Origin of the sequence: Enterobacter cloacae complex sp. P17RS, from assembly GCF_014895885.1 — a bacterium.
Lineage (GTDB): Bacteria > Pseudomonadota > Gammaproteobacteria > Enterobacterales > Enterobacteriaceae > Enterobacter > Enterobacter bugandensis.
This window is the reverse complement of sequence record NZ_JADBQK010000006.1, coordinates 314,311-340,856: the sequence shown is the minus strand read 5'-3', so window position 1 is coordinate 340,856 and position 26,546 is coordinate 314,311. Positions and strand designations below refer to the sequence as shown.

Here is a 26,546-nt window from a genome sequence, read left to right as displayed (position 1 = left end):
TGGCGGCTTCGCCTTACCCGGCATACGCCATTAACGTGCTCTGATGAAACTGCCGTCCGGCTGGCGGGTAAACAGCACCTGCTGCCCATTTCCGGTATCAATGGTCAGCCCGGTGACCACCCCGCTGGCGTTCTGGCGAATCTGCACCATCTGGCCGTTCTGTAAGTTGCTCAGCGGTTTACCTGCGCCTTCCACTTTTGCCATGGCATACACGTCGGTCGGCGGCAGGTTGTGGTCGCGGAAAAGCTGTGCCAGGGTTTTGCCCGGCTCCACGCGATAGGAACGCCACTGTTGCTCGATGCCGGTCGGCTGCTGGGTTTGCGGCTCAGACGGCGCTGCGGCCTGCTCCTGTTCATCCTGAACGGGTTCGGGTTCAACAGGTGCGACCTGACCCGGATCGTTAGACGGGGTTACCAGCTGCGTCTGCATCGGCTGCGCGTCAGGCTGCGGCCGCGTTTGCGACTGAAGATCCAGCTGCGCATTGCGGGTGACCGGCGCGGTATCAACATCATTACCGCCGGAAGGAAGCAGGAAGCCCACGATCACCATCAGCGCACCAATGATGATCCCCCTGCGGTGCAGAGGAGGCAGCGGGTCCATAATGCGAAAATTGTCCGGCGCCTGCCAGATTTTCGCCAGGGTAGGTTTCAGTTCAAATCGCCCGGGCATGGCTCTCCTCCTGCTCCGCGTCTTTTATATCCTGTGCTTCGAAGTATAGTTCGCTAACTGCCTGAACGACGTAGCAAACCGGACATCCGTGACATCAGTTCGGGATTAATCCTGGTTGTCTCTATTGTTTCTGTTTCGTCGCGGTTTGTCACCTTAACTTCAGACAAAGTTTTACCCATAAGGGCATGGCTGATATGCTGCCCGCTACTTTAAATGTGATGGAAGGAAAACCCATGACCACCCCGACTTTTGACACTATCGAAGCGCAGGCAAGTTACGGTATCGGCTTGCAGGTAGGACAGCAGCTGAGCGAATCCGGCCTGGAAGGTCTGTTACCTGAAGCGCTGGTGGCGGGTATCGCTGATGCGCTGGAAGGCAAACAGCCTGCCGTTCCGGTTGACGTTGTGCATCGTGCGCTGCGTGAAATCCACGAACGTGCTGACGCTGTGCGTCGCGCGCGCTTCGAAGAGATGGCAGCCGAAGGCGTGAAATATCTGGAAGAGAACCGCGAGCGCGAAGGCGTGAACAGCACCGAATCCGGCCTGCAGTTCCGCGTGATCAACCAGGGCGACGGCGCTATCCCGGCGCGTACCGACCACGTTCGCGTGCACTATACCGGTAAGCTGATCGACGGAACCGTGTTCGACAGCTCCGTGGCGCGCGGCGAACCGGCTGAGTTCCCGGTCAACGGCGTTATCGCGGGCTGGATCGAAGCCCTGACCCTGATGCCAGTGGGTTCCAAATGGGAACTGACCATCCCGCACAACCTGGCTTACGGCGAGCGTGGCGCTGGCGCGTCCATCCCGCCATTCAGCACCCTGGTATTTGAAGTCGAGCTGCTGGAAATTCTGTAATCGACTTTACTTATTTCCTCTCTCCGCCCGGTGAGAGGAAAATAGTGATAAAACCCATAGTTACGACGGAATCAACATTTTATCTTGCAAACGAAACTGTTGCGTGTATTTTTGTGAGCTGTTTCGCGCTGTATGAGTGATATGACACTCACTTTCAACATATTATTAACATAATATCTAAATCATAGTATTCATCCCGCCGATTCTTACCTAATATCGATAAACCCTTACGAAGGGACCGTCATTTATTTGACGTTTTTAAAGGCCAGAAGAGCCTTAACAACACAGACAGGCATAAACAGGAAAAATTACATGGTAGATCAGGTCAAAGTCGCCGCTGCAGAAGAGGCGACGTCTGAACAGTCGCTACGGCGCAATCTCACAAACCGTCATATACAGCTTATCGCCATCGGCGGTGCCATCGGCACCGGGCTGTTTATGGGGTCGGGCAAAACCATCAGTCTTGCCGGGCCGTCGATCATCTTCGTTTATATGATCATCGGTTTTATGCTCTTCTTCGTGATGCGCGCAATGGGTGAATTGCTGCTCTCGAACCTCGAATACAAATCCTTCAGCGACTTCGCGTCGGACCTGCTCGGCCCGTGGGCGGGCTACTTTACCGGCTGGACCTACTGGTTCTGCTGGGTGGTCACCGGCATGGCGGACGTCGTGGCGATTACCGCTTACGCGCAGTTCTGGTTCCCGGGGCTGTCGGACTGGGTCGCCTCGCTGGCGGTAATTATTCTGCTGCTGAGCCTGAACCTTGCCACCGTGAAAATGTTCGGTGAGATGGAGTTCTGGTTCGCGATGATCAAGATTGTCGCTATCGTGGGGCTGATTGTAGTGGGCCTGGTGATGGTTCTGACGCACTTCCAGTCGCCAACGGGCGTTCAGGCGTCCTTCACCCATCTGTGGAACGACGGCGGCTGGTTCCCGAAAGGCATCAGCGGCTTCTTTGCGGGCTTCCAGATTGCGGTGTTCGCGTTTGTGGGGATTGAGCTTGTCGGAACGACCGCTGCGGAAACCAAAGATCCGGAGAAGTCCCTGCCGCGCGCCATCAACTCCATACCGGTGCGTATCATCATGTTCTACGTCTTCGCGCTGATCATCATTATGTCCGTGACGCCGTGGAGCTCCGTGGTGCCCAGCAAGAGCCCGTTCGTTGAGCTGTTCGTTCTGGTAGGGCTGCCTGCTGCGGCGAGCCTGATTAACTTCGTGGTGCTGACTTCTGCGGCATCTTCTGCGAACAGCGGCGTGTTCTCAACCAGCCGTATGCTGTTTGGTCTGGCGCAGGAGGGCGTAGCGCCGAGCGCGTTCGCCAAGCTCTCTAAGCGTGCCGTACCGGCAAAAGGGCTGACCTTCTCCTGCATGTGCCTGCTGGGTGGTGTGGTGATGCTCTACGTGAACCCAAGCGTAATTGGCGCGTTTACCATGATCACCACCGTGTCGGCGATCCTGTTCATGTTCGTCTGGACCATTATCCTGTGTTCGTACCTCGTGTACCGCAAACAGCGTCCGCACCTGCATGAGAAGTCGATCTACAAGATGCCGCTGGGCAAGCTGATGTGCTGGGTGTGCATGGCGTTCTTCGTGTTCGTGCTGGTGCTGCTGACGCTCGAAGATGACACCCGTCAGGCGCTGGTCGTCACGCCGCTGTGGTTTATCGCGCTGGGGCTGGGCTGGCTGTTTATCGGTAAGAAACGTATGGCAGGCATGCGTTAAGCATATTGCCGGGTGGCGCTGACGCTTACCCGGCCTATGTTCGAGGACGTTGTAGGCCCGGTAAGCGCTAGCGCCACCGGGCTTTTTTATTCCCCCGCCAATGCCCGCGGGAACAGCACGTTATTCTCAAGACTGATGTGCTCCATCAGGTCGTCAATCATCTCGTTAATGCCGTTGTACATCGCTTTCCAGGTGGTGCACGCTTCCGGCGGCGGCGTGACGTTGTTAGTGGTGTGTTTGATCACGTCCAGCAGTTCGCCCGCGTCATCGTGCTCGCTTTCCATTACGCTGATAGGCCCCATTGCCTGGCTTCCCATTCCCTGTTTGATCATCGGGAAGAGGATCTGCTCTTCTTTCATCATGTGGCTGGAAAGCTCTTCATGCAGCATGGTCAGGTATTTTGCCAGACCGCGCGGCACGGAAGGTTTGTCGGCATGTACGCGCTCAACTTTCGTTGCCTGCAGGATCAGCTCAGGCAGCTGTTCACGGTGGCGGTCGTGGTAACGCACGATGATATGGTCGATGATTTCCGTGAGCGGGGCGGTGCGCCAGTCTTTTTCAACAGGCTGTTCAGCCAGCAGCGCCAGCTCCGCTTCGATAGCCTCCACGTCCAGTTCCTTGCGCGAGGCCGCTCGCGCCAGCGTTTGCTTACCGCCGCAGCAGTAATCCATATCGTATTTACGGAACAGCGCGGAAGCGCGAGGGATGGAGAGCGCCAGCTCGCCGAGGGGGTGGTCGCGAAAGGCCATAGCAGTTACCTCGTCATCAAGAATATAAGATGCATATTAAATGCATCTTAAATGCATCTTAAATGCATCTTTAAGGCGGCGCTATAACCCTTTAGAGGGAAGGGAGAAAGTGCGACACGGATCACAAAAAAATGTCCCGTTTAACTCCCTGAATGGATTTAGGAAAGTGGTTTAGAAAGTTTTTAAAGGTGGAGAAACAGTAAACAACCCGCCGCGCGTGCCGATAGATACACGTCAGACAAACCTGCATATAACAAAGGCAACGCATGTTTAAACGTATAAAAGTCATTACTCTTCTTATTTCGGTGCTGCTTGTGCTCGGCATCATGCAAGTGATTTCCGCGGGTATCTTTATCAACGCGCTGAATAACGATAAAGACAACTTCACCGTGTCGCAGCTTTCCAGCCAGAACGTGGCGGAATTTACCGACGCCTGGATCAGCCTGAACCAGGCGCGCGTCACGCTAAACCGCGGGATGCTGCGTCTGCAAAGCAGCATGGCCTCTCAGATTAACGGCGGACAGCTGAACGAGCTGGTTAACACCGCGAAAAATCTGCTGGCCAATGCACAGGTCCATTACGACAAATACTACGCCCTGCCGAATACCCCGGGTCTGGATGAGAACCTGGCCGATCGGCTGGAAGAGCAGTACCGCATCTACTCCGCCACGTTGACGCAAATGAACGTTCTGCTGGGCCAGGGCAACCTGGAAGATATGTTCAAGCAGAATGCCGAACAGAAGCAGACGGCAATGCAAAAGGTCTATCGCGAGTGGCGCGAGGCGCAGGCTGCGCTCACCAGTAAAGGCATTCAGGATAACGAAAGCGACTACAAGCGCATCCTGTGGATCCTTTCTGCCGTCATGATCCTCGTCATTGCGGTGATTATCTCCAGCTGGATCGCCATGCGCCGGGTACTGCTGCTGCCGCTGGAAGAGGTGATCAACCATATTCGCGCCATCGCGGCAGGGGATTTAACCCAGCCGATTCAGGCTGAAGGCAAAAACGAAATGGCTATCCTGGCGCGCAACGTGCAGGAGATGCAAACCTCGCTGGCGAACACCGTGGGCGTGGTGCGTGAAGGCGCAGACACCATCTATACCGGTGCGGGTGAAATCTCGGCGGGCAGCAACGACCTCTCTTCCCGTACCGAGCAGCAGGCCGCGTCTCTGGAAGAGACGGCAGCCAGCATGGAACAGCTGACCGCCACCGTGAAGCAGAACGCGGATAACGCGCGTCAGGCGTCTCGTCTGGCGCTGGATGCCTCCTCAACCGCGAAGAAGGGCGGTAACGTGGTGGAAGGCGTGGTGCGCACCATGGACGAGATCGCCACCAGCTCCAGCAAAATCGCGCAAATTACTAACGTTATCGACGGCATTGCCTTCCAGACCAACATTCTGGCGCTGAACGCGGCGGTGGAAGCGGCGCGTGCGGGCGAGCAGGGCCGTGGCTTTGCGGTGGTTGCAGGAGAAGTACGCACGCTTGCCCAGCGCAGCGCCCAGGCGGCGAAAGAGATTAAGGCGCTGATCGATGATTCCGGCGAACGCGTCAACGCGGGTTCCCAGCTGGTGAACGAAGCGGGCGCGACGATGGCGGAAATCGTTAACGCGGTTACCCGCGTGACCGACATCATGGGCGAAATTGCCTCTGCCTCTGACGAGCAGAGCCGCGGTATCGACCAGGTTGGTCAGGCGGTAGCCGAGATGGACCGCGTGACCCAGCAGAACGCCTCGCTGGTGGAGGAGTCTGCGGCGGCAGCGGCGGCGCTGGAAGATCAGGCCGCACGCCTGAACGAAGCGGTAGCAGTGTTCAAAATAACGCGTAATCAGGCGGTCAAAGCGGCACCGGTGAAAACCTATGTGCCAAAAGCGCAGCCAGCAGCGACGGCGTCTGAAGCGAACTGGGAAACGTTTTAAGGGCTTGCCCGGTGGCGGCTACGCCTTACCAGACCTACTGTTTTGTAGGCCCTGCAAGCGTAGCGCCGCTGGGCATTACTCACATCTCCGAAGCCGGAACGACCCTCGGTTTTTCCGGCTTCGCTCTTACCGCCATCACCACCCCCACCACCAGCAGCGCGATCCCGCAGGCCGTTAACAGCGGCGGCACGCTCTGGCGCATCAGGAAGGTGTACAGCAGTCCGGCCAGGGTTTCGAACACAATCAGCGGCCCTAAGATCACCGTCGGCAGCTTCTGGCTGGCAATGTTCCAGCACAGCGCGCCCACCCAGGAGCACAGCACCGCAATCGCAACCATTAAGCCAATAAAGACCCAGGGTCTTGGCCCGAAGGGCTGGGCAAATTCCGGCTGCTGATGACCCAGCCAGAGGCATGCGCCGGCATACCCCACTAACGAGACGGGGAGCGTGACCAGCGCCTGCGCCGTTGCCCACATCATCGGGTGTTTATCCGGGTTCTCCCGCAGCCAGCGCGCATTGCGCAGGGCGTACCAGGCCCAGCACGCGACCGAGATGAACGCTAAAACGATCCCCGAACCGTAACGCCATAAGCTGAAGTCTGCCAGGCCGTGGCGCAGCTCGGCGATATTGACGCACACCAGCCCCACGGCGGTGCAGGCCAGGGCGGGTATCATTTTCGACCACGCCAGCTTGCCGTCCCGATGGCTATAAAGCAGATTCGCGAAGATGGGGATGACCACCGGCAGCGTGCCGATAATCATGGTCGACACCGGCGCTCCGGTTCGCTGAATGGCGCTTGCCAGGCAGACGTAATAGATGAGATTGCCCATCATGGTCAGCGCCAGTGCGGTGCCCCAGTCCTGACGGCTGAGCTGTCGCAAGCGCGTACGCCCCAGCCATGCCAGAGGAAGGGCAATCAGCCCGAGCGCCAGATAACGTCCGGTAGACTGCAATATCGCCGGGTATTCCGGCACGATCAGAGGGCCGACAAAGATCAGCCCCCACATCAGACCTGCAAGCAGGGCATACAACACGCCGCTAATCATTTTTCCATCCACATTGATTTACTCTGCACTCAGTCTAGAAGGGGGAAACGCGCGCGTATTGTATGAGATTGCGCATTAGCGCCGGGCGACCTGTTTCTGGTAGCGTACGGGCGTAATGCCGTAGCGGCGGGTAAACGCGCGGGTTAAATGCGACTGGTCGGTCAGCCCCGTTGCGGCGGCGACTTCGGCGGCGGGCATACCGTGGGTGAGAAACGCCTTGGCGCGCCACAGGCGGATGGCCATCAACATCTGGTGCGGCGTAACGTGAAAATGGGCTTTGAACTGGCGCTGGAAATGGTACGGGCTGAGCGAGACAACGTTCGCCAGTTCGTCCAGCGTCAGGGCGTGCATATAGTTGTCGTGCAAATACTCGCGCACGCGCTCGAAACGGTGTGCGCCTTCCTGAACCACCGGCGCGTGATGGGCTAGCGGCTGAAAGGTCTCGATCAGATCCAGCAATAAGCCTTTTTGCGACAGCGGATCGTCCGTATGCCACAGGCCGTAAATTAGCCTGCCGATCTGCTGAGAGCGCTGCGGGTCGTAACGGGTTACGTCGCTGAACCACCAGTGGCGCAGGCCGGTTACCTCTTCCAGAAGATCGGGTTCGATGTAGACCATCCGGTAGCGCCAGCCGTCTTCGGTCGCGGACTCCCCGGTATGAATCTCGTCCGGGTTCATGGTAACAACGGATTTTTCAGGTGCGAGATGCTGGGTGCCGCGATAGCGAAAGCGTTCGGCACCGGTTTCGATGGTGCCGATGCCGAAGGCTTCATGGGTGTGGGGCTCAAAGGCGTAGTCAGAGATATGCGCGTGATAGAGTTCAAGGCCCGGCAGCTGCGCCAGATGGCGAAAGCGCGCGCTGTCTCTCTCGTCAGTAAACTGTTCCGGTACGCCTTGCACGATGAGCCTCCTCATGGGTCATCACTACATTATCAGAGATGACCCGAGGGGATGCCACAAAAAATAACCAATCCGTAACAATTACAGAATGGTTTTGACGCTCTCCGCCAGCGGTGTAGTCGGGCGGCCAATCAGCTTGCTCAGGGTACGGCTGTCGTCAAACAGGCCGCCTTTGGACGCGCCCACGTCGGAGTCCGCCAGCATATCCGCCAGCCCGGCGGGTAAACCCACGCTCTTCAATGCGGCTGCAAAGTCCGCTTCGCTCAGGTTTTGATACGCCACAGGTTTACCGCTCTGCTTGCTCAGTTCCGCCGCCAGCTCGCTCAATGTCCAGCCGTGGTCGCCTGCCAGTTCGTATACCTTGCCCGCATGACCCTCTTCAGCGATCACTTTGGCTGCCGCCGCGGCATAGTCTGCGCGGATGGCAGAGGCAATTTTGCCTTCGCCTGCGGCACCAATGAATACGCCGTGTTCCAGCGCAGGCGGCGCGCTCGCCAGGTAGTTTTCGGTGTACCAGCCGTTGCGCAGGAGGGCATAAGGAATGCCGGACGCCGCCAGCGCTTTTTCAGTGGCGACATGTTCAACGTGCAGACCCAACGGTGATTTATCCGCGTGCAGCAGGCTGGTGTAGGCGATAAATTTCACGCCTGCCGCTTTGGCGGCGTTGATCACGTTCTGGTGCTGGGTCGCGCGCTGGCCCACTTCGCTGGAGGAGATGAGCAGCAGCTTTTCCACGCCGCTCAGCGCGGCAGTAAAGGCGGCCTTATCGGTGTAATCCGCCTGACGAACCACAATACCCTGGTTGCTTAACGCTTCAGCTTTCGCCGGGTTACGAACAATGGCAACAATCTGGTTTGCTGGAACGGTTTTCAGCAGTTCTTCAATAACGTGCTGGCCAAGCTGGCCGGTAGCGCCGGTAATCGCGATCATGATAAATCTCCTTCGTGTTTGTCTGGTGTTGTGGCACACTATCACCGTAGCTAACTTTTAGTAAGTACGTACAAAAAGGTAAGTATGAAAAAAACGATCCCAACGCTCAGCGAGCAAATGCGCGATGGCAATCTCTTCGCGGAACAGTGCCCTTCACGGGAGGTGCTTAAACACGTTACCAGCCGCTGGGGCGTGCTGATCCTGCTGGCTCTGCGCGGAGGAACGCACCGTTTTAGCGAGCTGCGCCATAAAATGGGCGGGGTGAGCGAAAAGATGCTGTCCCAGTCGCTTCAGGCGCTGGAGCAGGACGGGTTTGTCGATCGCGTGTCGTATCCGGTCGTGCCGCCGCACGTCGAGTATAGCCTGACACCGATGGGCATCGAGGTGAGCGAGAAAGTCGCCGCGCTGGCGGACTGGATTGAAGTCAATACGCCGAAGGTGATGGCGAATCGGGATGAGCGTGCGGCGTAAAAGCCGGGTGGCGGTTTCGCCTTACCCGGCACAATCACCGCTACCTGCTTAAATCCACCTGATAAATCGCGAACCCGATATCATCCGTCGCAACCTTTTTCATCGGATACTGCGCCTTATCCTTAATAAACGCGGCTGCCTTATCGGACGGTGACGTTTCAAAGCGGATATCCAGTTTCGCATCGCTGTGGATTGGCGCAAGACGCCAGTTGTTATCCACCGCTGGGTGAATTTCGCCCGCCTTCTTCGACTCCGCGCCGATCCACGCCGCCAGCACCGAGCGGTTTTCGTCCGGTGACGCAAAAGCGATGTGGCTATCGCCCGTACCGGCAAACTTACCGCCGTAGGCGCGGTAGTTATTGGTCACCACCAGGAAGGTGGCATTCGGGTCGATCGCCTTGCCGTTGAAGGTCAGGTTTTTGATGCGTTCGGCCTGCGGGTTAATCGCCTGGCACTCGCCGTCATATTTCGCCGGCTGGGTGACGTCAATCTGGTAATTTACGCCGTCGATCACGTCGAAGTTGTAGGTGCGGAAGCCGTCCCAGTTAATCAGCGGCTGTGGTTTACTGCTCTTCGGGTCGATCTGGTTAAACTGCCCGGCGGAGCACTCCAGCCACTCCTTCACCTCTTTCCCCGTGGCTTTAACCACCACCAGGGTATTCGGGTAGAGATAGAGATCGGCGGCGTTACGGAAGGTCAGCTGGCCTTTTTCGACCTCAACATAGCTTGCCGGGTCGTTCTTGCGTCCGCCCACTTTGAATGGCGCTGCGGCAGACAGCACCGGCAGCTTTGCCAGATCCGGATCGCCCTGAACAAAGTGTTCGGCATAGGCTTTCTGGGCCATGTTGACCACCTGAACGGTCGGGTCATCCTGCACCAGCGCCAGGTAGCTGTACATGTTGTCGGCGGATTTGCCGATCGGCTTGCTGACGAATTCGCGGGTGGCGTCGTGGTCGTGCTTCAGCACGTCAACCAGCTTTTTATCTTCACCAGCCAGGGATTTTTTAGCCGCCGCGTCGTAAATCGGGCGCGCTTCGGCTTTTGACTGCGTCACCTTCCAGCTGCCGCTGTCGTTATTTAGCACCAGATCCACCACGCCAAGGTGGTCGCCCCACATGCCCGGCATCACTGACGGCACGCCGTTGAGCGTCCCTTTCTCGATATCCGCCCCTTTAATGCTGGCAAAATCTTTGCCCGGGAAAACAGCGTGAGCGTGGCCGAACAGGATCGCGTCAACGCCCGGGACTTCGCTAAGATAATAAACGGAGTTCTCCGCCATGGCCTGATACGGATCGGCGGAGAGACCCGAGTGGGCGACAACCACCACCAGATCTGCGCCTTTCGCGCGCATTTCCGGCACGTACTTGCGCGCGGTTTCGGTAATGTCATTAACGGTCACTTTGCCGTCGAGGTTGGCTTTATCCCAGGTCATGATCTGCGGCGGTACGAAGCCGATATAGCCGATTTTCAGCGTCTGCTTTTTACCGTCCCGATCGACAACTTCACTCTCTTTAATCAGGTAAGGGGTAAAGAGCGGCTTTTGCGTCTTAACGTCGATGATATTGGCGTTAACGTACGGGAACTTCGCGCCGGCCAGCGCATCGTGCAGGTATTTCAGGCCGTAGTTAAATTCATGGTTGCCCAGGTTGCCGACGGCATAGTCCAGCGTGTTCATCGCTTTATAAACGGGATGGATCTCGCCTTTCTTCAGACCTTTCGCCGCCATGTAATCGCCAAGCGGGCTGCCCTGAATGAGATCGCCGTTGTCCACCAGCACGCTATTTTTGACTTCACCCCGCGCGGCGTTGATCAAACTTGCTGTACGTACCAGTCCGAATTTTTCCGTAGGGGTATCTTTGTAGTAATCGAAGTCCATCATATTGCTGTGCAGATCGGTCGTTTCCAGAATACGCAGATCTACCGTCGCCGCCTGCACGCTCGCTGCAATCAGCGTCGCCAGAAGCGTTGCACTAAACTTAATCATCAGAGGAGTCCTTTTTTCGATCCGTTCCACAAAAGAGTATGTATCTATCGTTTGTTGCTTACAGAAATGTGAATCCTGACAGAAAAAAGCGACCTGAAACCGGAATTGCTTCACAGATAGCGGAATTGTTCACATTACGATATAACTAAAACAAAGAGTTAACCTCACTGCGTTAACAAAGAGGTGGAAAATGCTAGATAAGATTTGTCAGCTCGCACGGGATGCGGGAGATGCCATCATGCAGGTGTATGACGGTGTTAAACCGATGGAGGTCGTCAGCAAGGCGGACGACTCCCCGGTCACGGCGGCCGATATCGCGGCGCATAAGGTGATCCTGCAAGGTCTGCAGGCCTTAACGCCGGATATCCCCGTTCTGTCTGAAGAAGCGCCGCAAAGCTGGGACGAGCGCCAGCACTGGCAGCGCTACTGGCTGGTCGATCCGCTGGACGGGACAAAAGAGTTCCTCAAGCGCAACGGTGAGTTCACCGTCAATATTGCCCTGATTGAGAAGGGTAAAGCGGTGCTCGGCGTGGTCTACGCGCCGGTAATGAAGGTGATGTACAGCGCCGCAGAAGGGAAGGCCTGGAAGGAGGAGTGCGGCGTACGCAAGCAGATCCAGGTGCGCGATGCCCGTCCCCCGCTGGTGGTGATTAGCCGCTCGCACAGCGACAGCGAGCTGGAGGAATACCTGCAACAGCTGGGTGAACACCAGACCACCTCGATTGGCTCGTCGCTGAAATTCTGCCTGGTGGCGGAAGGTCAGGCGCAGCTTTATCCGCGCTTTGGGCCAACCAACGTCTGGGATACCGCGGCAGGCCATGCCGTTGCCGCGGCCGCCGGGGCGCATGTCCATGACTGGCAGGGCAAGCCGCTGGACTATACCCCGCGCGAATCATTCCTCAACCCCGGCTTCCGCGTCTCTATTTATTGAGCCAGCAGTTTGTGCAGCAGGGCGACAACCTGCTGCACCTCTTCCTGGGTCAGCGCCCCGTCTTTCACCCACTGCACGCGGCCGTCCTTATCCAGCACGACAATCGCGGAGCTCTCTTCCTCAAGCTGCCAGGCCTTTCGCGTCACGCCGTTGCTGTCGACGATAAACTGCGACCACGGGTAGAGCTTTTTATTGCTCTCAAGGCTTGAACGCACAAACATCCCGGAGCCAGGAATGGCATCATCGGTGTTCACAATCGTGGTGGTCTGGTAGCGGTCATGAGGGAATTTTGCGGCCTTGATCGCCTCCACCAGGCTGGCATTCTTCTCTTTTGCGGATGTACGACCGGCAATATGTTGTACAACTCTCACTTTGCCCGCGAGCTGCGCGCTATTCCATGCTTTATAGCTAAACTTATCATTGTCGAGAATCAATTCTCCCCGGTCAGCAATGCCGACTGGCGGTACACGTTGTCCTTTTTCAATGCTGTGAGCGGAAGCCCACAGGGGCAGCAGCAGGCAGGCTGCCGCAAGGATGTTACGTAGGGTCATGGCGTTTCCTTATTGTTTGCAGGTGATCCGACCACTTGGTCATACGCTTTTAATCATAAGTGCGATCAATGTGGTTTTCCCGCAATCCGAGTGCCAGTTTGCGGGTGAACGCACATATCCATTAAAAAACGACGGCTTATACTGCTCTCTATCACGCTTTGCAAAGATTATTCTGAATAATTGTAATCAAACGGTAAATAAACTTATGCACACTGGGTAACACCGTAGTTCTGGTCTATAGTCATTGGGCATCAAAATTTGCGCTCAGGACAGTCGGGCCGATTGTGGCACCGCAAGAGCGTATGATTCGCAGGAGATACAAGAATGAAAATTTTCCAACGCTACAACCCGCTTCAGGTGGCGAAGTACGTGAAGATCCTGTTCCGTGGACGGTTGTACATCAAGGATGTTGGCGCTTTTGAGTTTGATAAGGGCAAGATCCTTGTCCCAAAAGTGAAGGACAAACAGCACCTGTCTGTGATGTCCGAAGTCAACCGTCAGGTTATGCGTCTGCAAACTGAGATGGCTTAACCAACGTGCTATGCAGTAGGTAGTTAAAAAGACGGCTCCCGATGGGAGCCGTTGATGTTTGTGGGGGCAGGAACGTTACGCCGACACCTTCTCTTCCGCGTCCGGCAGCTTCGGCACCAGTACGGTCGGCTTGTTGTCAATACGCGTCACCAGCAGCTGGTCGATGCGATAGTTATCAATATCCACCACCTCAAACTTGTAGCCGGAGAACTTCACCGAGTCGGTGCGTTTCGGGATTTTACGCAGCATAAACATCATAAAGCCGCCGATGGTTTCGTAGTTACCGGACTGCGGGAACTCGTCGATATCCAGCACGCGCATGACGTCTTCAATCGGCGTACCGCCGTCGATCAGCCATGAATTATCGTCACGCTGAACAATCTGCTCTTCCAGTCCCTGGCCAACCAGGTCTCCCATCAGCGTGGTCATCACGTCGTTCAGCGTGATGATACCCACCACCAGCGCGTATTCGTTCATGATCACCGCGAAGTCTTCCCCGGCGGTTTTGAAACTTTCCAGCGCTTCGGAGAGCGTCAGGGTGTCCGGCACAATCAGGGTATTGCGGATCTGCACGCCGCTGTTGAGCGCCAGGCTCTGGTTTGCCAGCACGCGGTTCAGCAGGTCTTTGGAGTCGACGTAACCGATGATGTGGTCGATATCTTCATTACAGACCAGGAACTTGGAGTGAGGATGCTGCGCCACTTTGTTCTTCAGGCTCTGCTCATCTTCATGTAAATCGAACCAGATAATGTTTTCACGGCCCGTCATGGAAGAGGGCACGGTACGGGATTCCAGTTCAAATACGTTCTCAATCAGCTCGTGTTCCTGCTTACGCAGCACCCCGGCCAGCGCGCCGGCTTCCACCACCGCATAAATGTCATCAGAGGTGATGTCGTCTTTACGCACCATTGGCAGCTTAAAGATGCGGAAAATCACGTTCGCCAGGCCGTTGAAGAACCACACCAGCGGACGAAACACGTACAGACAGAAGCGCATCGGGTTGATGATACGCAAAGCTACAGCTTCTGGCGCAATCATACCGATGCGTTTCGGGGTCAGGTCTGCAAAGAGGATGAACAGGCCGGTTACCAGCGAGAAGGAGAGAATAAAGCTCAGCTGTTCGGCAAGCTCAGCGGACATGTATTTGACAAAGAGGCTATAAAACGCTGGAGAAAAGGCCGCATCGCCCACGATACCGCCGAGAATGGCGACCGCGTTAAGGCCAATCTGCACCACGGTGAAGAACATGCCGGGGTTTTCCTGCATTTTCAGGATGCGGGTGGCATTGATGTTGCCCTCGTCGGCAAGCAGCTTCAGTTTGATTTTACGGGACGCGGCCAGCGAGATCTCAGATATCGAGAAAAATGCACTGACGGCAATAAGACAAAGTATTACTAAAATACTGTTTAACATAGTTTATCCGGCTTCTCGCCAGATCCTCAGAAGGGGAGTTGATACCATTTGTGTGAAAACACGTAGAACGTCAGCTCGTAGCGTTGAGCCGATTATTTCAGCGGTAGTATAGCGTAAAGAGATGTAAATCTGCCAGAGGTCACATTTTTGGCATAAAACAGACCGGACAGCGTGCGCTGTCCGGTACGGGTGACGATTTAACGGTTAATAATCAGGCCAGCTGTGGCGGCAGGCAGACGCCGATGCCCCCGATGCCGCAGTAGCCGTACGGGTTTTTGTGCAGATACTGCTGATGATCGTCCTCGGCATAGTAGAACGGCTTCGCGGTGGCGATTTCCGTGGTCACCTCGCGCGTATCGCCTGCTTCACGCATGGCCTGCTGGAAACGCTCAAGGCTGGCGCGCGCGGCGGCGTCCTGCTCAGGCGTGAGCGGATAAATGGCCGAGCGATACTGTGTGCCGTGGTCGTTGCCCTGACGCATGCCCTGCGCCGGGTCGTGGTTTTCCCAGAAGACCTGCAGGAGCTGTTCGTAGCTGATGACCGTCGGGTCATATACCACGCGTACCGCTTCCGCATGGCCGGTTTCGCCGGAGCAGACTTCGCGGTAGGTTGGATTCGGCGTATAACCGCCCGTGTAGCCGGCCGCGGTGCTGTAAACGCCGGGCAGCTGCCAGAAGAGGCGCTCAACGCCCCAGAAGCAGCCCATGGCGAACAGGGCGATTTCCATTCCATCAGGAACGTTGGTCATTGAATGGTTATTGACGGCGTGTAAGGTCGCCACAGGCATAGGGGTGTTGCGTCCCGGTAATGCATCAGCTTGTGAAACCAGATGCTTCTTGTCGAATAAACTCACGATGGGGCCTCCCGGGGTGCGATGTTTCGGTTAAGGTTGTCACGAAGCGTTTAATTGAACACAATAAATGCGCTGAATGAGACTAGATTTAATCATAAGAAATATTTGGGTGTTACACCCGTTTTCAACCCACGATTTGGGTTTTTGGCTTCCGGGCCGTATTTTGCCGCACGGCGGCGCTTCATTTGCTTCCAGGGTGGAAAAGGGATATTCAGGAGAAAACGTGACAAAAATCCGCCAGTTATGTTTAGTCAGTGTATTGCTGACAAGCGGGGTTGCCAGCGCGGCGAATGTCCGTTTGCAGGTTGAGGGGTTATCCGGGACGCTGGAAAAAAACGTGCGTGCGCAGCTGTCGACCATCCAGAGCGATGAGGTGACGCCGGACCGGCGTTTTCGCGCGCGCGTGGATGACGCGATCCGTGAAGGGCTAAAAGCGCTGGGGTATTACGAACCCACCATTGATTTCGATCTCCGCCCGCCGCCAAAGAAGGGGCGTCAGGTGCTTATTGCCCGCGTCTCGCCGGGCGAGCCGGTGCTGATTGGCGGCACGAACGTCATCCTGCGCGGCGGCGCGCGTACCGACCGCGACTACCTGGACCTGCTCAGCACGCGACCGAAAATCGGCACCGTGCTCAACCACGGTGACTACGACCACTTCAAAAAAGAGCTGACGAGCGTCTCTCTGCGCAAGGGCTACTTCGACAGCCAGTTCAATAAAAGCCAGTTGGGCATCGCGCTGGAGCGACGTCAGGCCTTCTGGGATATTGACTACGACAGCGGCGAACGCTACCGCTTTGGCGATGTAACGTTTGAAGGTTCGCAAATTCGTGAAGAGTATCTGCAAAACCTCGTGCCGTTTAAAAAAGGCGATTACTACCAGTCGAGCGATCTGGCGGAGCTGAACCGTCGCCTCTCCGCTACCGGCTGGTTTAACTCCGTGGTTGTCGCACCGGAATTTGATAAGTCTCGCAAAACCAAGGTGTTGCCGCTGCATGGCGTTGTCTCGCCGCGCACCGAGAACACCATTGAGACCGGTGTTGGCTACTCGACAGACGTCGGTCCGCGCGTGAAGGCCTCCTGGAAAAAGCCGTGGATGAACTCCTACGGCCACAGCCTGACCACCAGCGCCAGCATTTCCGCACCGGAACAGCAGCTTGATTTCAGCTATAAAATTCCGCTGCTGAAAAACCCGCTTGAGCAATATTACCTGGTGCAGGGCGGCTTTAAGCGTACCGATTTGAACGATACCGAGCAGGACTCGACAACGCTTGCGGTTTCACGCTTCTGGGATCTCTCCAGCGGCTGGCAGCGCGCCATTAACCTGCGCTGGAGCCTTGATCACTTTACCCAGGCAAACGTCACCAACACCACTATGCTGCTTTATCCGGGCGTGATGATCAGCCGCACCCGCTCGCGCGGCGGCCTGATGCCAACCTGGGGTGATTCACAGCGTTACTCTATCGACTACTCCAATACGATGTGGGGCTCTGACGTCGACTTCACGGTGGTGCAGGCGCAAAACGTCTGGATCCGCACGCTGTATGACAAACACCGCTTTGTGATGCGCGGCAATCTCGGCTGGATTGAGACGGGTGATTTCGAGCGCGTTCCGCCGGACCTGCGCTTCTTCGCCGGGGGCGACCGCAGCATTCGCGGGTATAAGTACAAATCGATCTCACCTGAAAACGAAAAAGGCCAGCTGACCGGGGCATCCAAACTGGCGACCGGATCGCTGGAGTATCAGTACAACGTCAGCGGCAAGTGGTGGGGCGCAATGTTTGTTGACGGTGGTGAAGCGGTGAACGATATCCGCCGCAGCGATTTCAAAACCGGTGCAGGCGTGGGCGTACGCTGGCAGTCACCCGTCGGGCCCATCAAGCTCGACTTCGCCGTGCCGGTGGGCGACAAAGATGAACACGGATTACAGTTTTACATCGGTCTGGGGCCTGAATTATGAGTTTATGGAAGAAAATAAGCCTCGGGGTGCTGATTTTTATCGTGCTGCTGCTCGGAACGGTGGCGTTTCTGGTGGGAACGACGACCGGGCTGCATCTGCTGTTTAACGCCGCGAACCGTTGGGTGCCGGGGCTGGAAATTGGTCAGGTAACGGGCGGCTGGCGAGACCTGCGTCTGAAGAACATCCGCTACGAGCAGCCGGGCGTGGCGGTCAACGCCGGGGAATTCCATCTCGCGGTGAAGCTGGGCTGCCTGCGGGACAGCAAGCTCTGCGTGAACGATCTGTCGCTAAAAGACGTCAACGTGGCGATAGACTCAAAGAAAATGCCGAAGTCTGCGCCGGTTGAGGAAGAGGACAGCGGCCCGCTGAATCTCTCCACGCCGTACCCGATTGCGCTCTATCGGGTGGCGCTCGATAACGTCAATATCAAAATCGACGACACCACCGTTTCGGTGATGGATTTCACCTCCGGCCTGCGCTGGCAGGAGAAAAACCTCACCCTGACGCCAACCTCGCTGCAAGGGTTGCTGATCGCGCTGCCGAAAGTGGCGGACGTGGCGCAGGAAGAGATCGTCGAACCGAAGATCCAGAACCCGCAGCCGGAAGAGAAGCCGCTGGGCGAAACGCTGAAAGAACTCTTCTCGAAGCCTGTCCTGCCTGAAATGACCGACGTGCATCTGCCGCTGAACCTCAACATTGAGGAGTTCAAAGGCGAGCAGCTGCGCCTGACCGGCGACACCGATCTGACGGTCTTTAACATGCTGCTGAAAGTCAGCAGCATTGACGGCAACATGAAGCTCGACGCGCTGGATATCGATACCAACCAGGGCTCGGTGAACGCGTCAGGCAACGCCCTGCTGCGCGACAGCTGGCCGGTGGATATCACCCTCAATAGCGCCCTGAATATCGACCCGCTGAAGGGCGAAAAAGTGAAGGTTAAAGTGGGCGGGGCGCTGCGCGAGAAGCTGGATATCGGGGTGAATCTCTCCGGCCCGGTAGACATGGCCCTGCGCGCGCAAACCCAGCTGGCGGAAGCCGGGCTGCCGCTCAATCTGGAGGTTGTCAGCAAGCAGCTTTACTGGCCGTTTACCGGCGAAAAACAGTATCAGGCCGACGATCTGAAGCTGAAGCTGAGCGGCAAGATGACCGACTACACGCTCTCGTTCCGCACTGCGGTGAAGGGGCAGGGCGTGCCGCCCGCGACCATCACGCTGGATGCAAAAGGCAACGAACAGCAGGTTAACCTCGACAAGCTGACCGTCGCGGCGCTGGAAGGCAAAACAGTACTGACCGCGCTGCTCGACTGGCAGCAGGCGATCAGCTGGCGCGGCGAGCTGAAGCTGACGGGAATTAACACCGCCAAAGAGGTGCCGGACTGGCCGTCGAAGCTGGACGGGCTGATCAAAACCCGCGGCAGCCTCTACGGCGGCACGTGGCAGATGGACGTGCCGGAAATCAAGCTCACCGGGAACGTGAAGCAGAACAAGGTGAACGTTGAAGGCTCGGTGAAGGGCAACAGCTACCTGCAGTGGATTATCCCGGGGCTGCACGTGGCGCTGGGCCGCAACACGGCGGATATCAAAGGCGAGCTGGGGGTAAAAGATCTCAATCTTGACGCCACCATCGACGCGCCGAATCTGGATAACGCCCTGCCGGGTCTGGGCGGTACGGCGAAAGGACTCGTGAAAGTGCGCGGCACCGTGGACGCGCCGCAGCTGCTGGCAGATATTACCGCCAACAATCTGCGCTGGCAGGAGCTGAGCGTTGCCCGCGTCCGCGTGGAAGGGGATGTGAAATCCACCGATCAGATCGGCGGCAACCTGAACCTGCGCGTGGAGCGCATTTCCCAGCCGGACGTGAACATTAGCCTGGTAACTCTGGACGCCAAAGGGAACGAGAAGCAGCACGACCTCCAGCTGCGCGTGCAGGGCGAGCCCGTCTCCGGCCAGCTTCACCTGACCGGCAGCTTCGACCGGAAGGAAACGCGCTGGAAAGGAACGCTGGACAACACCCGCTTCAACACCCCGGTGGGGCCGCTGGCGCTGTCGCGCTCCATTGCGCTGGACTACCGCAACGCCGAGCAGAAGATCAGCATCGGGCCTCACTGCTGGACCAACCCGAACGCGGAGCTGTGCGTGCCGCAGACCATTGATGCGGGGGCGGAAGGGCGCGCGCAGATCAACCTGAACCGCTTCGATCTGGCGATGCTGAAACCGTTTATGCCGGACACCACGCAGGCCAGCGGCGTCTTCAGCGGGAAAGCCGATGTCGCCTGGGATACAACCAAAGAGGGGCTGCCGCAGGGCAGCGTCACGCTTTCCGGGCGCAACGTGAAGGTAACGCAGGAGGTGAACGATGCGACGCTGCCGGTGGCCTTCGACACCCTGAACGTGAGTGCAGACCTGCATAACAACCGTGCGGAGCTGGGGTGGCTTATCCGTCTGACCAACAACGGCCAGATGGACGGGCAGATACAGATTACCGATCCGCAGGGGCGGCGCAATCTGGGCGGCAACGTCAATATTCGTAACTTCAACCTGGCGATGGTCAACCCGATCTTCGCCCGCGGGGAAAAAGCCGAGGGCATGGTAAATGCCAACCTGCGCCTGGCGGGCAACGCGCAAAGCCCTCAGCTGTTCGGTCAGCTGCGGCTCAGCGGTGTGGATATCGACGGTAACTTTATGCCGTTCGATATGCAGCCCAGCCAGATTGCGATGAACTTCAACGGCATGAGCTCGACGTTGAACGGCTCGGTATTAACTCAGCAGGGGCAAATCAACCTGAGCGGCGACGCGGACTGGAGCCAGCTCGACAACTGGCGCGCCCGTATTGCCGCGAAAGGCAGTAAGGTGCGCATCACCGTACCGCCAATGGTGCGCCTGGACGTCTCGCCGGACGTGGTCTTTGAGGCGACGCCAAGCCTCTTCACCCTGGATGGCCGCGTGGACGTGCCGTGGGCGCGCATCGTGGTTCACGAGGTGCCGGAAAGCGCGGTCGGCGTCTCCAGTGATGAAGTTATGCTCAATGAAAATCTGAAACCTGCCGAAGAGAAGAGCGCTGGCATACCGATTAATAGTAACCTTATCGTGCACGTGGGAAATAACGTGCGGTTGGATGCGTTTGGGCTGAAGGCGAGGCTCACGGGCGACCTGAAAGTGGCGCAGGATAAACAAGGGCTTGGCCTCAACGGGCAGATCAATATCCCTGAAGGGCGTTTTCATGCCTATGGTCAGGATCTGATTGTCCGTAAAGGCGAGCTGCTGTTCTCCGGCCCACCGGATCAACCTCTGTTGAACATCGAAGCGATTCGTAACCCGGAAGCGACGGAAAACGACGTCATTGCTGGCGTACGCGTCACCGGCTCTGCCGACGAACCGAAGGCGGAGATCTTCTCCGACCCGGCGATGTCGCAGCAGGAAGCCCTCTCTTATCTGCTGCGCGGACAAGGTCTGGACAGCGGACAAAGCGACAGTGCGGCGATGACCTCAATGTTGGTCGGTCTGGGGGTTGCACAAAGTGGGCAGGTTGTGGGTAAAATCGGCGAGACGTTCGGCGTAAGCAATCTGGCGCTGGACACCCAGGGCGTGGGTGACTCCTCGCAGGTGGTGGTCAGCGGCTATGTACTGCCGGGTCTGCAGGTAAAATATGGTGTGGGGATCTTTGACTCACTGGCAACACTCACGTTACGCTATCGCCTGATGCCTAAGCTATATCTGGAAGCAGTGTCCGGCGTAGACCAGGCACTTGATCTGCTCTATCAGTTTGAGTTTTAGCAATGCGAATATTTGTCTACGGCAGTTTACGAACCAGGCAAGGCAACAGTCACTGGATGACCAATGCCCAGCTACTGGGGAATTACAATATCGAGAACTACCAGTTGTACAGCCTGGGCCACTATCCAGGCGCGGTTCCCGGCGAAGGAACAGTACAGGGTGAAGTTTATCGTATTGATAATGCTACACTTGCCGAACTTGATGCCTTGCGCACCAGGGGCGGTGAATACGCTCGCCAGTTGATCCAGACACCGTACGGAAGCGCGTGGATGTATGTCTACCAGCGTCCGGTCGACGGGTTAACGCGGATTGTAAGCGGTAACTGGTTAGACAGAGACCAGTACTGAAAAACGACAACGCCACCGTGAGGTGGCGTTGTTTTTTTCACTTTCAATTCTCTTCTGTATCCCTGCGTCGGGTTAAAAAAAGAGGAACGAACAGCATGATGTATGGGGCAATAAGCCATAAAAAACACAAGGCGCGTGAACGGCCATAGTAGTTTATGCATCGCGTATTGCTTGATATGACGGGCAGGAAAAACAGTAAAAACAGCAAAATCGCATAATCGCTTCGATAAGGGATCCATAAGTAAAACAAAAACCAGGCAAGTTGGAATGTCAGGATGCAGAGATACTGCCATTTGCTGTCTTTGCCGTAACAGTCAAACGCCTTTATGTAGCCCATCTTTATGCTTTGAAGAAAGAAACTTAGCATGTATAACGCTCACGATCGCGACGGTCAGAAGCGTGCTCGTCAGCAACGCTCCTAAAAAATAGCTGTGGGTGATATCAGTAGCACCCGAGCTTAAAGTATGTAATTTAGTATATCCTCTATCTACTGCAACAAAAAGCGTATATAGCCCGATGTTAATACAGAACTGAAGCAGACAAGAAGTGACAATATTCGCTGGAATTCTTTTTAATAGCGTGAGTAACGTATAAATAATACTTGCTGAAAGAGCGAAGTAAAGCCCGTTAAATAAACTGGATAGTAAGGAGCTGTTTATTCCGCTGAATATTAAATTATCGCTTCCATAATACCATGCCAGATATTGAGTATACGTACTTCTGCCAAAGATAAAGGAGGCAATAATAATGACGAGTAGACTTACGATATGGATTTTCTTACTCATAATTTTGCTCCCTTAGAAAGCAGTTCCTTCATCGTTTTACTGGCCTCCAGCTGATCTTTGATTATGGCAAGGTCACGATTGTTGTGATTATATTTTGCAATAGCGGTTGGCGTTCCTTTACCACCATTGTCCATAAAGAAGACAATATCCTTACGACCATAAAGAAGGACCTGTGGGATGGGATCACGCCCATAGCTCACCGCCTGAGGAAGGGAGTGAATAGACTCTGTCGTGAGGAAGCGAGGAATATTTTCATGCTCAATATTGCCTAAAGGTGTAGTGGCAACAAGAGAGCCGATAAAATCAGTCGTATACACTAACGTATCTGTATCTTTGGTCGTTACTTTCGAGCCCGTAAGATATTTTATCTGTTGCCAAAGTGTAATATCTTTTGGGGTAACCTTAACACCATCCATAAACATATCTTGCTTGCGTTTTAGCTGAATGACAGTGCGGTGTACCTGTGTCAAAGAGGGGCTGATTTCCCCAACGGAAGGCATAAGTCCATCGCGGGAATAGAGCCTTTCAATAATAAAGTAAATTCCAGTTGGGCGGGCAACGTCAATGTTAATGGATGACATATGAATCCTGTAATCAATGGGGATTAATGCTCATTATGACAGTATGTGATTAATTGACAGCCTATTCAACCACTCCCACCATAAATGAGAGGGTGTCTTTGTTGTATTAACATGAAAGCCAAAGGGAATGGGATTTATCTTAAAAGCTAATGTATGCTGCTTTTAACAAAGATAAAAAAAGCCCCAGTATGCGGGGCTTTCATCAATCGACAGTAAGAATTACTTCTTAGCAGCGCGTTCGAAAGAGGCGATGATTTCTGCTTTCGCCGCTTCTGCGTTGTCCCAGCCGTCAACCTTAACCCATTTACCTTTTTCGAGGTCTTTGTAGTGCTCGAAGAAGTGGGCGATCTGCGCTTTCAGCAGCTCTGGCAGGTCATTCACATCTTTAATGTGATCGTACTCTTTGCTCAGCTTGGTGTGCGGTACCGCAACCAGCTTCGCATCTTCACCCGCTTCGTCAGTCATCTTCAGCACGCCAACAGGACGGCAGCGAATGACGGAGCCTGGCTGCAGTGGGTATGGCGTTGGAACCAGCACGTCAACCGGGTCACCGTCCAGAGACAGGGTGTGGTTGATGTAGCCGTAGTTGCACGGATAGAACATGGCGGTAGACATGAAACGGTCAACGAACAGCGCACCGGTGTCTTTGTCGATTTCGTATTTGATTGGATCTGCGTTGGCCGGGATTTCAATAACAACGTAGATGTCTTCTGGCAGTTCTTTACCCGCTGGGACGTTGAGTAAGCTCATGTCGGTGTCCTTTAAAATGGATGGTAAACAAGTGGCAGGTATTATAGCCAACTCACGCTGAATGTCTCCGCCTCTTTTCGCATTCTCTCCCCGCAAGCCCCACTTTTCAGACCGTTTCCATGACAGGAAAATCCATAAACTCAGCCGCATTTTTAATGGTGAAATGAAAGCGATTACAAACTTGTGATTAACATTTTATTCACTTTCCTGAAGTGTGATGTAACGCAATTCGTTACATATTTCATTGGCTATAGTCATTTCGCAGAACATCTTTTAACCAACAATAAACACCCCTACGAGGACGCTCATATGTGGAAGCGCTTACTTCTTGTCACAGCAGTTTCGGCAGCCATGTCGTCTATGGCGATGGCCGCTCCCTTAACCGTAGGTTTTTCGCAAGTTGGCTCTGAATCCGGCTGGCGTGCGGCGGAAACCAACGTTGCGAAAAGCGAGGCTCAGAAACGCGGCATCACCCTGAAAATCGCCGATGGTCAGCAAAAGCAGGAAAACCAGATCAAAGCCGTGCGCTCGTTTATCGCCCAGGGCGTGGATGCCATCTTTATTGCACCAGTGGTGGCGACCGGCTGGGAACCGGTTCTGAAGGAAGCGAAAGACGCTGAAATTCCGGTCTTCCTGCTCGACCGTTCCATCGATGTTAAAGACAAATCTCTCTATATGACCACCGTCACCGCTAATAACGTGCTTGAAGGGCAGTTAATTGGCGACTGGCTGATTAAACAGGTCGACGGCAAGCCGTGTAACGTCGTTGAACTGCAGGGCACCGTCGGCGCGAGCGTGGCCATCGACCGTAAGAAAGGGTTTGCTGAGGCCATTGCCAAAGCGCCAAACATCAAGATTATCCGCTCCCAGTCCGGCGACTTTACCCGCAGTAAGGGTAAAGAGGTCATGGAGAGCTTTATCAAGGCTGAAAACAACGGCAAGAATATCTGCATGGTTTACGCCCACAACGATGACATGGCGATCGGGGCGATTCAGGCGATTAAAGAAGCGGGCCTGAAGCCGGGCAAAGATATCCTCACCGGCTCTATCGACGGCGTGCCGGACATCTACAAAGCGATGATCGACGGTGAAGCCAATGCCAGCGTCGAGCTGACGCCGAACATGGCGGGCCCGGCATTCGACGCGCTGGAGAAATTCAAGAAAGACGGAACGATGCCTGAGAAGGTGACCGTCACCAAGTCCACGCTCTACCTGCCTGATACGGCGAAAGAAGAGTTAGAGAAGAAGAAAAATATGGGCTACTGATCCAGTGAAATTGCCGGGTGGCGCTGCGCTTACCCGGCCTGCGGAAACGTGCCGGGGACGTGAATATGAAAACTGAACAACACCAGGAAATCCTCCGCACAGAGGGCTTGAGTAAATTCTTCCCCGGCGTAAAGGCGCTGGATAGCGTTGATTTCAGCCTGCGGCGTGGTGAAATCATGGCACTGCTGGGCGAGAACGGCGCGGGAAAATCGACGCTGATTAAATCGCTGACCGGCGTTTATCACGCCGATCGCGGCACCATCTGGCTGGAAGGCAACGCCATTTCGCCAAAAAATACCGCCCACGCCCAGCAGCTGGGGATCGGGACGGTTTACCAGGAAGTGAACCTGCTGCCGAATATGTCGGTGGCGGACAACCTGTTTATTGGCCGCGAGCCACGCCGCTTTGGCCTGCTGCGCCGAAAAGAGATGGAGGCGCGCGCCACGAAGCTGATGGAGTCCTACGGCTTCTCCCTCGACGTTCGCGAGCCGCTGAACCGCTTTTCCGTGGCGATGCAGCAGATCGTCGCCATCTGTCGCGCGATCGATCTCTCTGCGAAGGTGCTGATCCTCGATGAACCCACCGCCAGCCTCGATACCCAGGAAGTGGAGATGCTCTTCACCCTGATGCGCCAGCTGCGCGATCAGGGCGTGAGCCTGATCTTCGTCACGCACTTTCTCGATCAGGTGTATGAGGTGAGCGACCGCATTACGGTGCTGCGCAACGGCAGCTTTGTCGGCTGCCGCGAAACCCGCGAGCTGCCGCAGATCGAGCTGGTGAAAATGATGCTGGGCCGCGAGCTGGAAACCGACGCCCTCCAGCGTGCGGGCCGCACGTTGCTGAGCGAAAAACCGGTTGCCGCGTTCAGCGATTACGGCAAGAAAGGCGTGATATCGCCGTTTAACCTTGAGGTGCGTCCCGGCGAAATTGTCGGGCTGGCGGGCCTGCTGGGCTCGGGCCGAACCGAAACCGCCGAGGTGATCTTCGGGATCAAGCCTGCCGACAGCGGCACCGCGCTGATCAAGGGCAAACCGCAAACCCTGCGATCGCCGCATCAGGCCTCCTGTCTGGGCGTTGGCTTCTGCCCGGAAGACCGGAAAACGGACGGCATCATTGCCGCCGCCTCGGTGCGGGAAAATATCATCCTGGCCCTGCAGGCCCAGCGCGGCTGGCTGCGCCCGATCCCCCGTAAAGAGCAAAACGCCATCGCCGAGCGCTTTATCCGCCAGCTCGGCATCCGCACCCCGAGCGCGGAACAGCCGATTGAATTTCTCTCCGGCGGTAACCAGCAGAAGGTGCTGCTCTCCCGCTGGCTGCTGACCAAACCGCAGTTCCTGATCCTTGACGAGCCGACGCGCGGTATCGACGTGGGCGCGCACGCCGAAATTATCCGGCTTATCGAAACGCTCTGTGCGGACGGGCTGGCCCTGCTGGTTATCTCATCCGAGCTGGAGGAGCTGGTGGGCTATGCCGATCGCGTCATCATCATGCGCGATCGCAAACAGGTGGCAGAGATCCCACTGGATAAACTGTCCGTTCCGGCAATCATGAATGCCATCGCGGCGTAA

General features: G+C 55.9%; 23 protein-coding genes. 11 read left to right on the top strand and 12 right to left on the bottom strand.

Going from position 1 to position 26,546, the window contains the following annotated elements:
* Positions 1-30 precede the first annotated feature (30 nt).
* Complete coding sequence (locus IM265_RS07170; protein ID WP_193030085.1) at positions 31-669, bottom strand: OapA family protein; 639 nt, start codon at positions 667-669, stop codon at positions 31-33.
* A gap of 233 nt (positions 670-902) precedes the next feature.
* Here IM265_RS07170 and fklB point away from each other — a divergent pair, with 233 nt between their 5' ends.
* Both fklB and cycA read left to right on the top strand, forming a co-directional pair.
* Complete coding sequence (gene fklB / locus IM265_RS07165) at positions 903-1,523, top strand: FKBP-type peptidyl-prolyl cis-trans isomerase (RefSeq protein ID WP_008502892.1); 621 nt, start codon at positions 903-905, stop codon at positions 1,521-1,523.
* Between the two features lie 312 nt (positions 1,524-1,835).
* Positions 1,836-3,245 (top strand): D-serine/D-alanine/glycine transporter, encoded by a 1,410-nt coding sequence (gene cycA / locus IM265_RS07160; RefSeq protein ID WP_047366984.1) that lies wholly within the window; start codon positions 1,836-1,838, stop codon positions 3,243-3,245.
* 86 nt (positions 3,246-3,331) lie between these two features.
* Here cycA and ytfE read toward each other — a convergent pair whose 3' ends face one another.
* Positions 3,332-3,994 (bottom strand): iron-sulfur cluster repair protein YtfE, encoded by a 663-nt coding sequence (gene ytfE, locus IM265_RS07155; protein ID WP_047366985.1) that lies wholly within the window; start codon positions 3,992-3,994, stop codon positions 3,332-3,334.
* A 266-nt stretch (positions 3,995-4,260) separates the two neighbouring features.
* Between ytfE and IM265_RS07150 the strand changes: the two genes are divergently transcribed.
* Entirely contained in the window at positions 4,261-5,910 is a 1,650-nt protein-coding gene (locus IM265_RS07150) for a methyl-accepting chemotaxis protein (RefSeq protein ID WP_045259627.1), read from the top strand.
* Between the two features lie 79 nt (positions 5,911-5,989).
* On the opposite strand, the gene IM265_RS07145 is transcribed toward IM265_RS07150, so the two are convergent.
* From IM265_RS07145 to IM265_RS07135, 3 genes are all read right to left on the bottom strand, one after another.
* The gene (locus IM265_RS07145; protein ID WP_041911471.1) at positions 5,990-6,955 is read right to left on the bottom strand and encodes a DMT family transporter; all 966 of its coding nucleotides are present in this window, start codon (positions 6,953-6,955) and stop codon (positions 5,990-5,992) included.
* A 75-nt stretch (positions 6,956-7,030) separates the two neighbouring features.
* Positions 7,031-7,855, bottom strand: coding sequence for an AraC family transcriptional regulator (locus IM265_RS07140; RefSeq protein WP_048999477.1), 825 nt, complete (start codon positions 7,853-7,855; stop codon positions 7,031-7,033).
* Between the two features lie 81 nt (positions 7,856-7,936).
* A complete protein-coding gene (locus IM265_RS07135; RefSeq protein ID WP_193030087.1) occupies positions 7,937-8,785 on the bottom strand; it encodes an SDR family oxidoreductase in 849 nt (282 codons plus the stop codon).
* An 84-nt stretch (positions 8,786-8,869) separates the two neighbouring features.
* Between IM265_RS07135 and IM265_RS07130 the strand changes: the two genes are divergently transcribed.
* On the top strand, positions 8,870-9,256 hold the full coding sequence (locus IM265_RS07130) for a helix-turn-helix domain-containing protein (RefSeq protein WP_028015279.1): 387 nt from the start codon (positions 8,870-8,872) through the stop codon (positions 9,254-9,256).
* Positions 9,257-9,296: 40 nt separating this feature from the next.
* On the opposite strand, the gene IM265_RS07125 is transcribed toward IM265_RS07130, so the two are convergent.
* Complete coding sequence (locus tag IM265_RS07125; protein ID WP_193030089.1) at positions 9,297-11,240, bottom strand: bifunctional 2',3'-cyclic-nucleotide 2'-phosphodiesterase/3'-nucleotidase; 1,944 nt, start codon at positions 11,238-11,240, stop codon at positions 9,297-9,299.
* Positions 11,241-11,430: 190 nt separating this feature from the next.
* Between IM265_RS07125 and cysQ the strand changes: the two genes are divergently transcribed.
* The gene (cysQ, locus tag IM265_RS07120) at positions 11,431-12,171 is read left to right on the top strand and encodes a 3'(2'),5'-bisphosphate nucleotidase CysQ (protein WP_193030092.1); all 741 of its coding nucleotides are present in this window, start codon (positions 11,431-11,433) and stop codon (positions 12,169-12,171) included.
* Here cysQ and IM265_RS07115 read toward each other — a convergent pair.
* On the bottom strand, positions 12,165-12,722 hold the full coding sequence (locus IM265_RS07115) for a YtfJ family protein (protein ID WP_028015282.1): 558 nt from the start codon (positions 12,720-12,722) through the stop codon (positions 12,165-12,167). The genes cysQ and IM265_RS07115 overlap by 7 nt on opposite strands.
* A gap of 324 nt (positions 12,723-13,046) precedes the next feature.
* Here IM265_RS07115 and IM265_RS07110 point away from each other — a divergent pair, with 324 nt between their 5' ends.
* Positions 13,047-13,253: a DUF1107 domain-containing protein gene (locus IM265_RS07110; RefSeq protein ID WP_008501430.1), complete on the top strand. Its 207-nt coding sequence runs from the start codon at positions 13,047-13,049 to the stop codon at positions 13,251-13,253.
* 75 nt (positions 13,254-13,328) lie between these two features.
* On the opposite strand, the gene IM265_RS07105 is transcribed toward IM265_RS07110, so the two are convergent.
* Together IM265_RS07105 and msrA are read right to left on the bottom strand one after the other, a co-directional pair.
* Positions 13,329-14,666: a hemolysin family protein gene (locus tag IM265_RS07105; RefSeq protein WP_028015283.1), complete on the bottom strand. Its 1,338-nt coding sequence runs from the start codon at positions 14,664-14,666 to the stop codon at positions 13,329-13,331.
* A 211-nt stretch (positions 14,667-14,877) separates the two neighbouring features.
* On the bottom strand, positions 14,878-15,519 hold the full coding sequence (gene msrA, locus IM265_RS07100; protein ID WP_028015284.1) for a peptide-methionine (S)-S-oxide reductase MsrA: 642 nt from the start codon (positions 15,517-15,519) through the stop codon (positions 14,878-14,880).
* Positions 15,520-15,742: 223 nt separating this feature from the next.
* Between msrA and tamA the strand changes: the two genes are divergently transcribed.
* From tamA to IM265_RS07085, 3 genes are read left to right on the top strand one after another with little or no spacing between them, the layout of a single operon-like run.
* Positions 15,743-17,476 carry an autotransporter assembly complex protein TamA gene (tamA, locus tag IM265_RS07095; protein ID WP_193030094.1) on the top strand — a complete coding sequence of 578 codons (1,734 nt, stop codon included), beginning with the start codon at positions 15,743-15,745 and terminating at the stop codon, positions 17,474-17,476.
* A complete protein-coding gene (gene tamB / locus IM265_RS07090; protein ID WP_193030096.1) occupies positions 17,473-21,249 on the top strand; it encodes an autotransporter assembly complex protein TamB in 3,777 nt (1,258 codons plus the stop codon). Before tamA ends, tamB begins: the two co-directional genes overlap by 4 nt.
* Before the next feature lie 2 nt (positions 21,250-21,251).
* The gene (locus tag IM265_RS07085) at positions 21,252-21,596 is read left to right on the top strand and encodes a gamma-glutamylcyclotransferase (protein WP_008501424.1); all 345 of its coding nucleotides are present in this window, start codon (positions 21,252-21,254) and stop codon (positions 21,594-21,596) included.
* Between the two features lie 314 nt (positions 21,597-21,910).
* On the opposite strand, the gene IM265_RS07080 is transcribed toward IM265_RS07085, so the two are convergent.
* The 3 genes from IM265_RS07080 to ppa all read right to left on the bottom strand — a co-directional run bounded on the left by IM265_RS07080 (position 21,911) and on the right by ppa (position 23,712).
* Positions 21,911-22,381, bottom strand: a complete 471-nt coding sequence (locus IM265_RS07080; protein WP_193030098.1) for a hypothetical protein — start codon at positions 22,379-22,381, stop codon at positions 21,911-21,913.
* On the bottom strand, positions 22,378-22,962 hold the full coding sequence (locus tag IM265_RS07075) for a hypothetical protein (protein WP_028015288.1): 585 nt from the start codon (positions 22,960-22,962) through the stop codon (positions 22,378-22,380). The genes IM265_RS07080 and IM265_RS07075 overlap by 4 nt, the downstream gene beginning before the upstream one ends.
* Before the next feature lie 219 nt (positions 22,963-23,181).
* A complete protein-coding gene (gene ppa / locus IM265_RS07070) occupies positions 23,182-23,712 on the bottom strand; it encodes an inorganic diphosphatase (RefSeq protein ID WP_041911466.1) in 531 nt (176 codons plus the stop codon).
* A gap of 309 nt (positions 23,713-24,021) precedes the next feature.
* Between ppa and ytfQ the strand changes: the two genes are divergently transcribed.
* A complete protein-coding gene (gene ytfQ, locus IM265_RS07065; protein ID WP_021240696.1) occupies positions 24,022-24,978 on the top strand; it encodes a galactofuranose ABC transporter substrate-binding protein YtfQ in 957 nt (318 codons plus the stop codon).
* A 65-nt stretch (positions 24,979-25,043) separates the two neighbouring features.
* Positions 25,044-26,546 carry a galactofuranose ABC transporter, ATP-binding protein YtfR gene (ytfR, locus tag IM265_RS07060; RefSeq protein ID WP_193030100.1) on the top strand — a complete coding sequence of 501 codons (1,503 nt, stop codon included), beginning with the start codon at positions 25,044-25,046 and terminating at the stop codon, positions 26,544-26,546.

Excerpts from the sequence above, each read along its gene's own strand:
- IM265_RS07125 (WP_193030089.1), bottom strand. The coding sequence starts at position 11,240 with ATGATTAAGTTTAGTGCAACGCTTCTGGCGACGCTGATTGCAGCGAGC.
- IM265_RS07145 (WP_041911471.1), bottom strand. The coding sequence starts at position 6,955 with ATGATTAGCGGCGTGTTGTATGCCCTGCTTGCAGGTCTGATGTGGGGG.
- IM265_RS07170 (WP_193030085.1), bottom strand. The coding sequence starts at position 669 with ATGCCCGGGCGATTTGAACTGAAACCTACCCTGGCGAAAATCTGGCAG.
- IM265_RS07110 (WP_008501430.1), top strand. The coding sequence starts at position 13,047 with ATGAAAATTTTCCAACGCTACAACCCGCTTCAGGTGGCGAAGTACGTG.
- IM265_RS07085 (WP_008501424.1), top strand. The coding sequence starts at position 21,252 with ATGCGAATATTTGTCTACGGCAGTTTACGAACCAGGCAAGGCAACAGT.
- tamB (WP_193030096.1), top strand. The coding sequence starts at position 17,473 with ATGAGTTTATGGAAGAAAATAAGCCTCGGGGTGCTGATTTTTATCGTG.
- IM265_RS07135 (WP_193030087.1), bottom strand. The coding sequence starts at position 8,785 with ATGATCGCGATTACCGGCGCTACCGGCCAGCTTGGCCAGCACGTTATT.
- IM265_RS07115 (WP_028015282.1), bottom strand. The coding sequence starts at position 12,722 with ATGACCCTACGTAACATCCTTGCGGCAGCCTGCCTGCTGCTGCCCCTG.
- IM265_RS07075 (WP_028015288.1), bottom strand. The coding sequence starts at position 22,962 with ATGTCATCCATTAACATTGACGTTGCCCGCCCAACTGGAATTTACTTT.
- ytfE (WP_047366985.1), bottom strand. The coding sequence starts at position 3,994 with ATGGCCTTTCGCGACCACCCCCTCGGCGAGCTGGCGCTCTCCATCCCT.
- cysQ (WP_193030092.1), top strand. The coding sequence starts at position 11,431 with ATGCTAGATAAGATTTGTCAGCTCGCACGGGATGCGGGAGATGCCATC.
- fklB (WP_008502892.1), top strand. The coding sequence starts at position 903 with ATGACCACCCCGACTTTTGACACTATCGAAGCGCAGGCAAGTTACGGT.
- IM265_RS07080 (WP_193030098.1), bottom strand. The coding sequence starts at position 22,381 with ATGAGTAAGAAAATCCATATCGTAAGTCTACTCGTCATTATTATTGCC.
- ytfQ (WP_021240696.1), top strand. The coding sequence starts at position 24,022 with ATGTGGAAGCGCTTACTTCTTGTCACAGCAGTTTCGGCAGCCATGTCG.
- IM265_RS07105 (WP_028015283.1), bottom strand. The coding sequence starts at position 14,666 with ATGTTAAACAGTATTTTAGTAATACTTTGTCTTATTGCCGTCAGTGCA.
- cycA (WP_047366984.1), top strand. The coding sequence starts at position 1,836 with ATGGTAGATCAGGTCAAAGTCGCCGCTGCAGAAGAGGCGACGTCTGAA.
- ppa (WP_041911466.1), bottom strand. The coding sequence starts at position 23,712 with ATGAGCTTACTCAACGTCCCAGCGGGTAAAGAACTGCCAGAAGACATC.
- IM265_RS07150 (WP_045259627.1), top strand. The coding sequence starts at position 4,261 with ATGTTTAAACGTATAAAAGTCATTACTCTTCTTATTTCGGTGCTGCTT.
- ytfR (WP_193030100.1), top strand. The coding sequence starts at position 25,044 with ATGAAAACTGAACAACACCAGGAAATCCTCCGCACAGAGGGCTTGAGT.
- IM265_RS07130 (WP_028015279.1), top strand. The coding sequence starts at position 8,870 with ATGAAAAAAACGATCCCAACGCTCAGCGAGCAAATGCGCGATGGCAAT.